The sequence below is a fragment of the Alphaproteobacteria bacterium genome (genome assembly GCA_035625915.1).
GTDB lineage: Bacteria > Pseudomonadota > Alphaproteobacteria > JACZXZ01 > JACZXZ01 > DATDHA01.
The window spans coordinates 16,697-29,692 of the sequence record DASPOR010000206.1; the positions used below are offsets into that span (position 1 = coordinate 16,697).

Sequence of the window (12,996 nt, forward strand, 5' to 3'; positions counted from 1 at the left end):
TCGTCAGTCCTCCCACTTAAAGCGCAATCGACGTCCTCCGTCGCTCTTAGCGTGCCACGATTTAAGTCCCAAACGCGCCAAGCCGCAATAGCTGACGGCGTGCTGTGCGTGAGAGGTGCGATCCCGAGATGACGCCGAAGGCTGGCGCGAGATCGAACCCAGCGAAATCCCCGGCGAGAGCGCGGGGCACTTCGTTTGGGTTCACTCGATCGGCACCACCGATGCGCCGCAATCGGCCGCTGCATTCACAGCCGCCGAACAGCGCCTAGCACGGCTTCAGTTCATAACGCTCGACGAACGCCTTGCCGGTGCCGCAAGAAAGGAAGACTTCGCGATGGTTCAGCTCGCCATCGCGTGAGGCGTTCGAAGTTTTGCGCCGAGATGGCGGGCCAACCGGGATAAATCTGGGCACTGGGAGATAACGCTTTTTCTGTCTTGTCGGCGTAAATATGCGACTGGGGGAATCTCCTGAAGCGAGTTTCAAGGCCCACAACTGCCTTAATTGGCGCTTGCCAGAAAATCTCTTGAGAGGTGCGAGTTGTACCTACAATCGCCGCAAAATGTGAGTTGGGAACTTCCGCATTTGGACCGAAAACGGCCGTTCCCTGCACATTAAGAAATGCACGAAAAGTGCCAGAAACAGACAAGCGGGCAGATTGCCCCCGCGAGCGGATGCTTCGGTCGAGTTGTTCGCGAATAGAGGCGCCATCCACGGAATGCTCCTTTAAGAAGTCGCCTATAGTAGACTAACACGTGGCGATGCAGCGATCGATCTCGTGGCGCCGGCGTCCGAAACCCTTCACAGGAGCCGACATCCCAGCGCCTTCCCGGTATCCCTAATTGGGGGTAGGATTCTGGCGACCTGGACATGACGAGGTCTCCGATTTCAACGGCAGATTGCCGAAAGGGGAGCAAACATATTGAATGTGCTCACGCACGCGACTTCGGCGCTTTCACGGGGTTTCCTGTTGGCCACACTTCCTGCGGCTGTGGGTCTGGGGGCAACAATTGGGTTTTCCGTTGCTCAGCCCAACCAAGCCGAGACGACTCACTCGAGATTTGGTCTAGGATGAACGACTTTGCCGAGAACGCCGACGCTTGTCGCCCGATCATTTAGGACGACGTCCAATGGAAACCCCACTGACGCCGATGGAATTTGCGCGGCGAGCCCGCCGGCTGTATCCCGGCCGGGAAGCTGTGGTCGATGGAAATCTGCGGCTGACATACGCCCAGTTCTTTGATCGCTGTGATCGCTGGTCTACTGCCCTCCAGGCTATGGGGATTCAAAGGGGCGACCGCGTCGCCTATATCGCCCCGAACACACACGCGCATCTTGAAGCTTATTACGCCGTGCCGCAGATCGGCGCGGTGCTGGTGCCGATCAACTATCGCCTGATTCCTGACGATTTCGATTACATCATCAGCCATTGTGGCGCGAAAGTGGTGTGCGCTCACGTCGACCATATCGATGCCGTGGAAGGCATCCGCCACAAGCTCAAAACCGTCGAGAACTTCGTCGCACTTGAGGGCGCAGCCACGGGCTGGATCGACTATGAGACCGCACTGACCGGGTGCGGAACCGAATTCGAGAAGCCGGACATTGCCGAGACCGATTTGCTTACCATCAATTACACGAGCGGCACGACGGCACGGCCAAAGGGTGTAATGATCACCCATCGCAACGCCTATCTGAATGTGATGGGCACGCTCGTGCACCACCACCTGACGCCAGGCGACCGCTATCTATGGACCCTGCCGATGTTCCACGCCAACGGCTGGACGTTCACGTGGATCAATACCGCCCGCGGCATGACGCACGTCTGCCTGCGTCGCGTCGAGCCAAAGCTGATTTACCAGGCGATCAAGGATGAGCGAATTACCATGCTCTGCGCGGCACCGACCGTGCTGATTAGCATCGCGAACGCTCCGACGAACATACGCGACGGCGCGCCACGTGGGGTTCGGTTGTTTACGGCCGGAGCCCCACCGGCGGCTGCGACCATCGAACTCGTCGAGCGCGAACTCGGCTGGGAGCTCACACACGTCTACGGACTGACGGAGACATCGCCGCTCATCACATTCTGCGAGCCATTACCGGAGCACGAGACTCTGTCGCTTCAGGAGCGAGCCAAAATCAAGGCGCGGCAGGGCGTCGAGCTGGTCAGTTCGGGCGAACTCAAGGTGCTCGATGAGCACGGCAATGAAGTGGTGCACGACGGCCAGACCTTGGGCGAGATCGCGGTCCGCGGCAATGTTGTCATGAAAGGCTATTACAACGACCCCGATGCGACGAGCGCTGCGATCAAGAACGGATGGTTCCGTTCGGGCGACGCCGCGGTGGTTCATCCAGACGGCTACGTCGAAATCCGCGACCGTTTTAAGGACGTCATCATTTCGGGCGGTGAGAACATCTCCTCAGTCGAAATAGAGGGATGCCTGCTCCAACATCCCGCGGTGCAAGAGGTTGCGGTGGTCGGCATGCCTCATCAGCGCTGGGGTGAATCGCCGCATGCATTTGTAATACTGCGGCAGGGTGCCCATGCAACAGAAGAAGAATTGAAGATGCACGTGCGGAACGCCATTGCACACTTCAAGACGCCCCAGTGGATTACCTTCATCGATGAACTGCCGAAGACGGCAACGGGCAAGGTGCAGAAGTTCGTGCTGCGCTCAGGGAAAGCTGGCGTCTTCCGTCAATAGCAGGACAGCAATGTCGGAGAAGGGCCATCTGTCGGGATAGGGGGGAGCCTCGCGGTGCGAGTGTAACCCATGTCGCAACCATGTTGCAGGGAGCTGCCGAATGTCCGTGTAACTCACTGGAATGTAATGGGAACAGTTTGCAACATAACGTGACATGAAAAAGGGCCTAGCGATAAGCTAAGCTCTTGAATTTATTGGCGTCCCCGGCGGGATTCGAACCCACGGCCTACAGATTAGGAATCTGTCGCTCTATCCTACTGAGCTACGGGGACGCCGTGCGGCCATATATACCAGCATCGAATTGCGCGCCCAAGCCTCGGTCGCCTCAAGCCTCGGTCGCCTCAAGCCTCGGTGGCATCGGGCCTCGGCCGCGGTTCAATTCGTTCACGCCCAGACACCGACCGCGCCGGCAACTTGAGGGCCTGCGGCACCCCGGTCCCTCGATACCCCGCCAGACCCGGCCGCGATGCCGGGCCTTCCGCTTACGAGTTCCTCGCCTTATGGTTGCCGTGCTCGCCTATCCGCAAGCGAAGTCGAGATTTCACGTTGTGGGCATATTGCAATCGCTCGATGCCGCACCTTCGGGTCCCCGCTCAAAGGCCGCCAGGGCGAGCGCGCCTCGAACACCGCACCAAAAGGCCAGTCCGCCCGTCCGCGCACCGTTCCGAGCGCCATCCTATGCTACGATTCTGTGAAAATGTCGGCTGGACTCCTGACATTAGCCCGGTCAATATCCCAGCACCGAATGGTCCTAACCAGCATGGTTAATATATCGGGACATTCTGCCTTGGGAGGTAGCCATATGACAAAGACTCTACGTCGTAACCTCGTGACGACCGCGCTCGGTGCCAGCGCCTTCGTCGCCCTAGCGGCCGCGGCCGGGCTCGTGCCCGTGCAGGCGGCTGACAAGACCGTGGCCGTTGGCATCGAATTGCCGCTCACGGGTGCGGATGCCGATTCCGCCGCGCGCATCAAATACGGCGCTCAGATGGCGATCGACGAAGCGAACGCCAAGGGCGGCGTCGCGGGCTATAAGTTCGACATCGTCGTGCTCGACAGCGGTACGGCCACCGCCGGCCAATACGATCCGGCACAGGCCGCCACCAACGCGAAGAAGTTCGCATCCGATCCTAAAGTCGTCGCCGTGGTCGGACCCGAGATGAGCGGCGAGGGTAAGGCGATGTCGCCGATCCTTTCCGCATCCGACCTCGCGACCATCACGCCGTCCTCGACCAATCCCGACATCACCGATCCCAAGTTCGCCGGCCAGTATCGCCCGAAGGGCAAGGCCGTCTACTTCCGCACCGTGACCACCGACGCGTTCCAAGGCCCGAACATGGCCAATTACGCGAAGGACACCCTAAAGGCGAAATCGGTGTTCGTGCTCGACGATTCCGGCGCCTACGGCGTCGGCATCGCGGATTCCTTCCAGGCACAGGCGAAGAAGATCGGCCTCAACGTGCTCGGCCGCGACCAGCTCAATCCGAAGGAAGCCGACTACACGACGGTTCTCACGAAGATCAAGGCCATGAACCCCGACGCCATCTATTACGGCGGCGTCAGCCAGGCCGGCATCAAGCTCGCCAAGCAAGTCGCCGACGTCATGCCGAATGTCATCAAGCTGGGTGGCGACGGCATGCAAGGTGGGGACATCCTCAAGGGTGTGGGCTTCCCGGCGGTTGAAGGCTGGTACGTGACGATCGCCTCGCCGCACGTAAGTGAGGACCCGGCTCTTGCGAAGTGGGTCGAGGACTACACGAAGAAGTTCAATGTGACGCCGAGCGACTATGCCGTGACCGCCTACGACGCCGCACAGGTTATTATCGACGCGGTGAAACGCGTGGCGGCAAGCGGAAAGGAAGTCAACAAGGCAAACGTCCGGGACGCGATCCAGTCGGCCAAGCTCAAGACCCTCCAGGGCGAGGTCGCGTTCGACGAGAACGGCGACATCTTGAGCCGGACTATCAGCGTGTTCCAGATCAAGCACGACGCGAAATTTCCGGAGGACGACGTCATTCACCAATACAAGTATGTCGGTGTGGCGCCGCAAACTCCGGCGAGCTGAGGCTTGAATAGCGTCCCATGACGTTCGACCGATAGGATCGGGACCTGGCAATGACCTATACCGAAGTCCTGCTCCAGCAGGTCATCAACGGTGTGAGCCTGGGTGCCATGTACGCGCTACTGGCACTCGGGTTCACCATGGTTTACGGCATCCTGTCGCTGATCAACTTCGCCCACTTCAACGTCTTCATGGTGGGGTCGTTCATCGCGATGGGGATCTTGGAGCTGACCGGGCTGATCGGCCAAAGGACCATCCTGGCCGGCTTCCCCCTGGTGGGCGTGCTACTGCTCGCACTCGTGGGCACCATGCTGCTCTCCGGAGCGATCGGCGTGCTCATCGAGCGCTTTGCCTTGCGCCCCTTGCGGGGAGTGCCGGGCACGGCGGCGATGATCACGACGATCGGCGTCTCCTACATCCTTTTCAATATCATCCTGCTCACCGTGGGCGCCGACGCTCAGAACTTCCCGAACCCGATGCCCAAGGTGCGTTGGGGATTCGGCGGGGTCGAACTCCAGTTGCGCGAAGTGCTCGTCTGGATCGTCGCGTTCATTCTGATGGCCGGATTGCACTTCTTCGTGCGGCGCACAAAGATGGGCAAGGCCATGCAGGCGACCTCCCAGGACCAGGAAGCCGCCCGCATGATGGGGGTCGAGGTCGACAAGGTGGTGATGATCGCCTTCTTCCTCGGCTCCGCCCTTGCGGGTGCTGCCGGCCTCATCTTCGGGCTTTATTACAACTACACGAATTTCACCATCGGCTACACGGCGGGCTTACGCGCCTTCACCGCCGCCGTCCTCGGTGGCATCGGGAACATCCCGGGCGCCATGGTTGGCGGGATCATCATCGGACTCATCGAATCGCTTGGCGGGCAACTTCTCGCCGTGAGATGGACCGATGTGATCATTTTCTCCATTCTGGTCATCGTCCTCGTATTCCGGCCGACCGGCCTGTTCGGCCGGGCCGCCCCTCAGAAGTCGTGAGGCGCAACCATGGTAGCTCCCTCTCCCCGCACGACGACCCTCGGTGAGACGATCACGGCCCCGTTCCGCGCGCTTTCGATAGAGCAGCGCACACGCCTTATCGTCATCGTCGTCGGCCTCTTCCTCCTTGCATTTCCCTTCATCATCACCAACGAAGGCGACATCGACGCGGCGGCGAATGCCTGCGCTTTCGCGGTCCTGGCCCTCGGGCTCAATATCGTGGTCGGGCTCGCCGGCCTGCTCGATCTCGGTTACGCCGCCTTCTTTGCGATCGGTGCATATTTCTACGGCGTCACGTCGTCGTGGCAGCTCACGCCCGAATGGTCGAGCTTCTGGGAGCCCTTCCGCTGGCTCGGTTTCGTGCTGCGCTATCACGTCGACGGCGCGCCCGATGTCGTCCACTTCACGCTTTCGTTCTGGATCGCGATGCCGGTTTCGGCCTTCGTGGCCGCGTTCTTCGGCGTGCTCTTCGGGGCGCCGACCCTTCGCCTCAGGGGCGACTATCTGGCGATCGTGACCCTCGGCTTTGGCGAGATCGTGCCGATCGTCGCGCGCAACTGGCCGGAGCTGACCAACGGGGCCGCCGGCCTGAACGGCGTGGCGCCACCGAGCCTCTTCGGCTATTCCTTCGGCGTCGAGTCGACCCCTTATTATTATCTCGGCCTGCTGCTGATCGTTTTTCTTATGTTCGTCAGCCTGCGGCTCAAGGAATCGCGCATAGGCCGTGCTTGGATGGCGATCCGCGAGGACGAGATCGCAGCCGGTGCGATGGGAGTCAACCGCGTCAAATTGAAACTCCTCGCGTTTGCCGTGGGTGCCGGATTCGCCGGCATGACCGGAACCTTCTATGTGGCGAAGCTTCAGACCGCGACACCGGACATGTTCATGTTCCCGGTGTCGGTCATGGTGCTCGTGATGATCGTGCTCGGCGGCATGGGTAGCATCTACGGCGTGGTCGTCGGCGCGGTGATCCTGCAACTCCTTCAATCCTGGTTCCTCCAGGATCTTACCCAATGGATCCACGCGCTCGGCCGAATGGTGGACAGCGAGTCGTTGCAGCATATCGACCTGGTGCAATCGATCGAACTCATTTTCGGCTTCATCCTCGTTTTCATGATGCTGTTCCGGCGCCAAGGACTCATTCCCGCACGCCGCAGTACGCCGGCCCTGACTTTCGAACAGCAAACGGCGTTACCGACGCGCGGCGTGGTCGCGACTCAGCTTCGCGTGATCGAAACCTATAAGGCGGACTCCTCGGTGCCGATGCTCGATATTCAAAAGCTCCTGAAGCGCTTCGGCGGTATTACGGCGGTGAAGGAGGTCGATCTCAGGATCGAGCAAAGCAGCATCGTCGCCCTCATCGGCCCCAACGGCTCGGGTAAGACGACGTTCTTCAATCTCATCACCGGCATGAACGAGCCGGACGGCGGCAAGGTCATCCTGTTGGGCGAGGACATCACGGGCCTGCCGTCTCATGCGGTCGTCGAGCGCGGGGTCGCCCGGACGTTCCAGAACCTCCGCCTTTTTAACAATATGACGGTGATGGAAAACATCCTCGTCGGCATGCATGCGCGGACGACGTCGGATGCCATCGGTTCGGTGCTCCACACGCCCCACACGTTGCAGGAGGAGCGTGATTCGCGCGAACGCGCGATGGAGATCATATCGATCTTCGGGAACCGCTTAACGCCGCGCGTCAATCAACTGGCGCATGAGCTTTCCTACGCCAATCGCCGCCGCACGGAAATTGCGCGCGCACTTGCCTCTCGGCCCAAGATTCTGCTGCTCGACGAGCCGACCGCGGGAATGAACCCGGCGGAAACGCTGGAGCTTGCCGAGCAGATAAAGAGTTTCCGCAAGATGGGGCTGACCATTTTCCTCATCGAGCACAAGCTCAACGTCGTCAACGACCTCGCCGACAAGATCGTGGTGCTCGATCACGGCGAAAAGATCGCCGAAGGGACCGCGGAAGAAGTCCACGCCCGGCCCGAAGTGCTCGAAGCCTATCTCGGCCGGAAGGTGGCCCATGCTTGAGTTTCGCGACGTCGACACCTACTACGGCGAGCTGCACGTCCTCAAGAAGGTCAACTACGTCATCAACAAGGGCGAAATCGTGTGCCTCTTGGGCGGCAACGCCTCCGGCAAGTCGACCACGATGAAGACCGTGCTCGGTATCGTGACGCCCAAGGCCGGAACGGTGCTGTTCGAGGGTAAGCCGATCAACAACCTGCCGACGGCGGAGCGCGTCAAGCGCGGCATCGCACCGGTTCCCGAGGCGCGCCGCCTCTTTCCCCGTATGACGGTGTTCGAGAACCTCGAAATGGGTGCTTATACGCGCGACGATCGCGACGGCATCCAGGAGGACATGGAGAAGGTTTACGAACTTTTTCCCCGCGTGAAAGAGCGCCTTGCCCAGCAGGCGGGAACCCTTTCGGGTGGCGAGCAGCAGATGGTGGCGATGGGCCGCGCATTGCTGGCGCGGCCGCGGCTCTTGTGCATGGACGAGCCCTCGATGGGACTTTCGCCCGCCTATGTCGAGCAGATTTTCGAAATCATTCAGACGATCAACAAGCTCGGCACCTCGATCTTCGTGGTCGAGCAGAACGCCAGCATGGCGCTCTCGATCGCCCATCGGGGTTATGTGCTGCAGACCGGCGAGGTGGTGCTATCCGGCACGGCCAAGAGCCTTCTTGAGAATGAAATGCTCAAAAAGACGTATCTCGGCGAAATGCAGCACTGACTTTCGGCGCCCGAAAAAGGCGAAAGGGGGGTCGCGATGAGCACGGCGGCTGCGGTCAAATCTGGCGTCAATCTCAGTCTCGATGCGGCCCTCAAGGAGGCGGAGGAGCGCTTCGTCGCCGCCAACCCGAAGAGTGGTGCTCGTCAAGCGGCGGCCGAGTCGGTCATGCCTGGCGGCAACACGCGAACGATCCTCTTCTATCCGCCTTATCCGGTCGCGATCGTGAAGGGCGAGGGCTGCCGGCTCACCGATCTCGACGGGCACGTCTACGTCGATTTCCTCGGCGAATACACGGCCGGGCTTTACGGCCATTCCCAGCCCGCGATCCTGCAGGCGATCAAGGCGGTGCTCGACGGGGGTATTACTCTCGGCGGACCGAATGTGTACGAGGCTGAGCTTGCCCGGCTCGTATGCGCGCGGTTTCCCTCGTGCGACATGGTGCGGTTCACGAATTCGGGGACCGAGGGTAACCTGATGGCGCTCGGCACCGCCCGCGCAGCGACCGGGCGAAGCCATATCCTCGTGTTCGAGGGCGCCTATCATGGCGGTGTATTGACCTTCGGTCACGGCGGCTCGCCGGTCAACGTGCCTTTCCCGATTGTTTATGCGCCCTACAACGACACCGCGGCCACGCTCGCTGTGATCGAGAAGCACGCCGCGGAGTTGGCCGCGATCATCGTCGAACCGATGATGGGTTCGGGCGGCGCCATTCCCGCACGCCGCGATTTCCTCGAGGCCTTGCGCAACGCCGCCACGAAGCACGGCATTGTCCTCATCTTCGACGAGGTGATGACGTCCCGGCTGTCATCGGGCGGCCTTCAAAAGAAGCTCGGTATCGTTCCCGACTTGACAAGCTTCGGGAAATATATCGGCGGCGGCCTGACCTTCGGCGCCTTCGGCGGCAAGCGTGCGCTCATGGAACGCTACGACCCCCATAAACCCGGCTACATCGGTCATGCCGGAACATTCAACAACAATGTCCTTACGATGGCGGCCGGTGTCGCCGGACTCACGCATGTTTTCACGCCCGAGGCGGCGGAAAGGCTCAACGCCGCGGGCGACGCATTGCGCGGCAAACTCAACGCGATCGGCCGCAAGCTCGGCGTGCCGGTCATCGTGAACGGGGTCGGCTCGCTCCTCGCGGTGCATTTCCAGTCGAAACCGATCGAGCGGCCGGCGGATGCCGAGGCAACGCCGGCTGCAGCGCGCTCCCTTTTCCATATCGAGATGCTGGCGCGCGGCTACTATCTGGCCCGGCGGGGTTTCATCAGCCTTTCGGTCGAGCATGGCCCGGCGGAGTTCGACGGATTCGCCCAGGCCTTCGGCGATTTCCTCGAGAACTACCGCTCGATCCTCGCCCCTTAGAACGCGACAGCGCCTCGGCGCGCTGACTCACGATCTCAAGATTGGCGTGAACCCGTGGCTTATCGGTTGGGTGATTCGGCTGTAGCAATACCATGCGCCACCCCTTTTTTCGTCATGGCCAGGCTGCCCGTGGTTAAGGCCCGAAAACAACGCCGAGGACCAAAGGTCTCGCTCGTCAGGGTCCCCTATTCGTTCATTCCCCAATAAGTTCCCTGAGGTTCTGAAGCGGATAGGCGTAGGTCAAAACCGCCACTTCCGAACCAGGGTTACTGCGGCTCAAGCCAGCGTTCGAAATATGGTAGAACGCCACGCCAAGCCTGGAATCATCGTCGAAGCGATAGGCAATCCCGATAGCCGATCGAAACTCCGGAAAGGCCGCCCCCAGCCTGGCATCATCGGCGCGCTCATAGCCGCCGATGGCAAGGCTCGGTGTCGCGTAGACATTGCTTCCGAGATAAAAATCGACCGCGAACCCGCCATAGCCATAGACCGCTTTTCGCGATGTCGAGAGGATCCCGACGATCGGTTTGATGTAACCGAAAATCTCGTAGTCCGAGCGATATTCGAAATTGTAGGCAAAGCTGTGGTCGCGGCGGACGTCAAAAGAACCGAGCTGAAATTCGATAAAATCGGAACTGTCGCAGGAATACCAGGAAGTTTCCGAACAGGCGTGTGCCGGAACCACCAGCACGCTAAGGGTCAGCAGGCTCAGGAGCCCGAGTGCGACGCGCAAGACCAACCCCGCTGGATACTGGACCGAATGGTTTGAAAGACCGGCGCCCAGATAATACGGGATTCCGAATTGCTGGCAAGCGACGTGTGTGTTTATCCGGAACCGACGCGCGAATTGATATGTCACCAGCGCCATTGAAGCGTGCGGAACCCGTCGGTTGCATCGAGGAGTGCGGAGCGAATGCCCGGCTCCATCGCCGAATGGCCGGCATCGGGTATCACGTGATACCGCGCCTCCGGCCAAGCTCGATGCAGCTCATCCGCCGTCGCGATCGGGCAGACGACATCGTAACGGCCCTGCACGATGACGGTCGGCAGATGTCGCACCAGCGGAATGTTCTCGAGGAGAAAATTTTCGGCCAGAAAGATACCGTTGATAAAGTAGTGCGCCTCCATTCGCGCAAGGCCAAGTGCCATCCGATCGTCACCGAAGGCGGCGACGGTCTCCGGACTCGGTAGAAGTGTCGAGCAAGACCCCTCATAGACGCTCCAGCGCCGTGCAGCGGGCATGTGCACGTCGGGATTGGGGTCCATGAGGCGCTTGTGGTAGTTCGCGAGCAGGTCGCCGCGTTCGGCTTCGGGAAGGAACTCAGCGAACGTCCGCCACGCCTCCGGGAAGAGATTGCGAATATCGTAGAGAAACCAATCGATCTCGCTCTTTCGACAGACGAAGATTCCGCGCAAAACGAGGCCGCTGCACCGATCAGGATGAGTCTCGGCATAGGCAAGCGCCAACGTCGAGCCCCACGAGCCGCCGAACACCAGCCAGCCCTCGATGCCGAGATGGCGGCGAAGCGTCTCGATATCGCTTACAAGAAGTGGTGTGGTATTCGCACGCGTCTCGCCGAGCGGGACCGAACGGCCAGCACCACGCTGGTCGAACACCACGATACGGTAATGCGCTGGATCGAAAAACCGGCGATGAGTGGGCGTGCTTCCAGCGCCCGGGCCGCCATGGAGGAAAAGGACGGGTGCTCCCCGGGGATTGCCCGATACCTCCCAATACATCGTGTGAACGTCGTCGAGCTTCAGCATGCCGCTCTGGTGCGGCTGGAGTTCGGGATAAAGCTCCCTCACGGGCGGCATCGGGCTCTCCACGACATCGTTCGGCGACGAGTACCTTGGGGTGGTGGCGACAGCCGAGTGCTATGACTATTGCGCGATGCCGGCACGATCGAGAATGGCATGCAGCAGGACTTCGCAACCCGCCGCGACGTCGCTCGGTGTTGCGTTCTCGATCTCGTTGTGGCTCAACCCGTTCTCGCACGGCACGAAGATCATCGCGGTGGGTGCGACCTTGGACATGTAGCAGGCGTCGTGTCCCGCACCCGAAACAATGTCGCGATGGGCGTAGCCGAGACGGGTTGCCGCTGCGCGCACGGCGTTGATGCAATCGGGCTCAAAGCGCACGACCTCGGTGAGGGAGATCTGCTCGATCGAAAGTTCAAGCCGTTGTTCGATTGCAATCGACTGGAAACGCAGGCGCATTTCGTGATCCATCGCGGCGAGCGTGCCCGCATCCGGGTGGCGCAGATCGGCGGAAAAATAAACCTGCCCGGGAACGACATTGCGTGAGTTGGGATGCACCTTCAGCATCCCGACCGTTGAGACCGCGTAAGGTGCATGGCTCTTTGCGATTTTTTCGAGGCAAGCGATCATGCGCGCGGCCCCCGCCATCGCATCGCGGCGATTCGGCATCGGCGTCGTGCCGGCATGGGAATCCAGGCCCGTGACGACCACGTCATACCAGCGTTGGCCCTGGGCCCCTGTGACGACGCCGATCGTCTTCTGCTCGGTCTCGAGGATCGGCCCCTGCTCGATATGCACCTCGAAAAAGGCGCCGACCTTGCGCCCGCCGACCGGCGCCTTTCCGGCATAGCCGATCTTCTCGAGCGCTTCGCCCATGGTAATCCCGTCGGTGTCCTTGAGGCCGAGCGCGAAGTCGAGCGAAAATTTTCCGGCGAAGACGCCGGAGGCGGTCATCGACGGGGCAAACCGCGAGCCTTCTTCGTTCGTCCAAACGACTGCTTCGACCGGGGCTTTGGTCTTTATTCCAAGATCGTTCAAGGTTCGCAGCACCTCAAGGCCCGCCATGACGCCATAGGCGCCGTCGAACTTGCCGCCGGTCGGCTGGCTGTCGAGATGGCTGCCTGTCATGATCGGCGGGAGCGACTCGTCGCTCCCGGCCCGGCGCGCGAAAATATTGCCGATGGCGTCGACGGTGATCGTGCAGCCGGCCTCCGCGCACCATCGCGCGAAAAGGTCGCGCGCCTGCTTGTCGAGTGATGTCAGCGCCAAACGACACACCCCGCCCTTCGGTGTTGCGCCGATTTCCGCCATTTCCATGAGGCTAAGCCACAGCCGTTCGCCGTTGACCTTCAAGTTCTTCTGCATCTCCGACCTCCGGTAATCGC

General features: G+C 60.8%; 10 protein-coding genes and 1 tRNA gene. 7 read left to right on the top strand and 4 right to left on the bottom strand.

The annotated features are described in order from the left end of the window. Positions 1–115 precede the first annotated feature (115 nt). A complete protein-coding gene (locus tag VEJ16_16670; GenBank protein HYB11298.1) occupies positions 116–358 on the top strand; it encodes a hypothetical protein in 243 nt (80 codons plus the stop codon). Between the two features lie 770 nt (positions 359–1,128). Beyond that, the gene (locus VEJ16_16675; GenBank protein ID HYB11299.1) at positions 1,129–2,700 is read left to right on the top strand and encodes a long-chain-fatty-acid--CoA ligase; all 1,572 of its coding nucleotides are present in this window, start codon (positions 1,129–1,131) and stop codon (positions 2,698–2,700) included. Between the two features lie 195 nt (positions 2,701–2,895). On the opposite strand, the gene VEJ16_16680 is transcribed toward VEJ16_16675, so the two are convergent. Beyond that, positions 2,896–2,972: transfer RNA gene (locus tag VEJ16_16680), tRNA-Arg, on the bottom strand. Between the two features lie 530 nt (positions 2,973–3,502). Between VEJ16_16680 and VEJ16_16685 the strand changes: the two genes are divergently transcribed. Genes VEJ16_16685 through VEJ16_16705 form a run of 5 tightly spaced genes read left to right on the top strand, consistent with a single transcriptional unit; the run spans position 3,503 to position 9,850 of the window. Then, entirely contained in the window at positions 3,503–4,765 is a 1,263-nt protein-coding gene (locus VEJ16_16685) for a branched-chain amino acid ABC transporter substrate-binding protein (protein HYB11300.1), read from the top strand. Positions 4,766–4,815: 50 nt separating this feature from the next. Then, a complete protein-coding gene (locus VEJ16_16690; GenBank protein HYB11301.1) occupies positions 4,816–5,745 on the top strand; it encodes a branched-chain amino acid ABC transporter permease in 930 nt (309 codons plus the stop codon). Positions 5,746–5,754: 9 nt separating this feature from the next. Then, positions 5,755–7,779, top strand: a complete 2,025-nt coding sequence (locus VEJ16_16695) for an ATP-binding cassette domain-containing protein (protein HYB11302.1) — start codon at positions 5,755–5,757, stop codon at positions 7,777–7,779. Further along, positions 7,772–8,485, top strand: a complete 714-nt coding sequence (locus VEJ16_16700; GenBank protein ID HYB11303.1) for an ABC transporter ATP-binding protein — start codon at positions 7,772–7,774, stop codon at positions 8,483–8,485. The genes VEJ16_16695 and VEJ16_16700 overlap by 8 nt, the downstream gene beginning before the upstream one ends. 36 nt (positions 8,486–8,521) lie before the next feature. Further along, on the top strand, positions 8,522–9,850 hold the full coding sequence (locus VEJ16_16705) for an aminotransferase class III-fold pyridoxal phosphate-dependent enzyme (protein HYB11304.1): 1,329 nt from the start codon (positions 8,522–8,524) through the stop codon (positions 9,848–9,850). Between the two features lie 193 nt (positions 9,851–10,043). Here the strand turns inward: VEJ16_16705 and VEJ16_16710 are convergent, their stop codons facing one another. From VEJ16_16710 to VEJ16_16720, 3 genes are all read right to left on the bottom strand, one after another. Continuing rightward, positions 10,044–10,583, bottom strand: coding sequence for an acyloxyacyl hydrolase (locus tag VEJ16_16710; protein ID HYB11305.1), 540 nt, complete (start codon positions 10,581–10,583; stop codon positions 10,044–10,046). Positions 10,584–10,705: 122 nt separating this feature from the next. Then, positions 10,706–11,668: a prolyl aminopeptidase gene (pip, locus tag VEJ16_16715; GenBank protein HYB11306.1), complete on the bottom strand. Its 963-nt coding sequence runs from the start codon at positions 11,666–11,668 to the stop codon at positions 10,706–10,708. A 66-nt stretch (positions 11,669–11,734) separates the two neighbouring features. Beyond that, positions 11,735–12,976 carry a Zn-dependent hydrolase gene (locus VEJ16_16720; GenBank protein HYB11307.1) on the bottom strand — a complete coding sequence of 414 codons (1,242 nt, stop codon included), beginning with the start codon at positions 12,974–12,976 and terminating at the stop codon, positions 11,735–11,737. Between the last annotated feature and the right edge of the window lie 20 nt (positions 12,977–12,996).

Coding starts and splice junctions, on each gene's coding strand:
- pip (HYB11306.1), bottom strand. CDS start 11,668: ATGCCGCCCGTGAGGGAGCTTTATCCCGAACTCCAGCCGCACCAGAGC.
- VEJ16_16695 (HYB11302.1), top strand. CDS start 5,755: ATGGTAGCTCCCTCTCCCCGCACGACGACCCTCGGTGAGACGATCACG.
- VEJ16_16685 (HYB11300.1), top strand. CDS start 3,503: ATGACAAAGACTCTACGTCGTAACCTCGTGACGACCGCGCTCGGTGCC.
- VEJ16_16720 (HYB11307.1), bottom strand. CDS start 12,976: ATGCAGAAGAACTTGAAGGTCAACGGCGAACGGCTGTGGCTTAGCCTC.
- VEJ16_16705 (HYB11304.1), top strand. CDS start 8,522: ATGAGCACGGCGGCTGCGGTCAAATCTGGCGTCAATCTCAGTCTCGAT.
- VEJ16_16675 (HYB11299.1), top strand. CDS start 1,129: ATGGAAACCCCACTGACGCCGATGGAATTTGCGCGGCGAGCCCGCCGG.
- VEJ16_16690 (HYB11301.1), top strand. CDS start 4,816: ATGACCTATACCGAAGTCCTGCTCCAGCAGGTCATCAACGGTGTGAGC.
- VEJ16_16700 (HYB11303.1), top strand. CDS start 7,772: ATGCTTGAGTTTCGCGACGTCGACACCTACTACGGCGAGCTGCACGTC.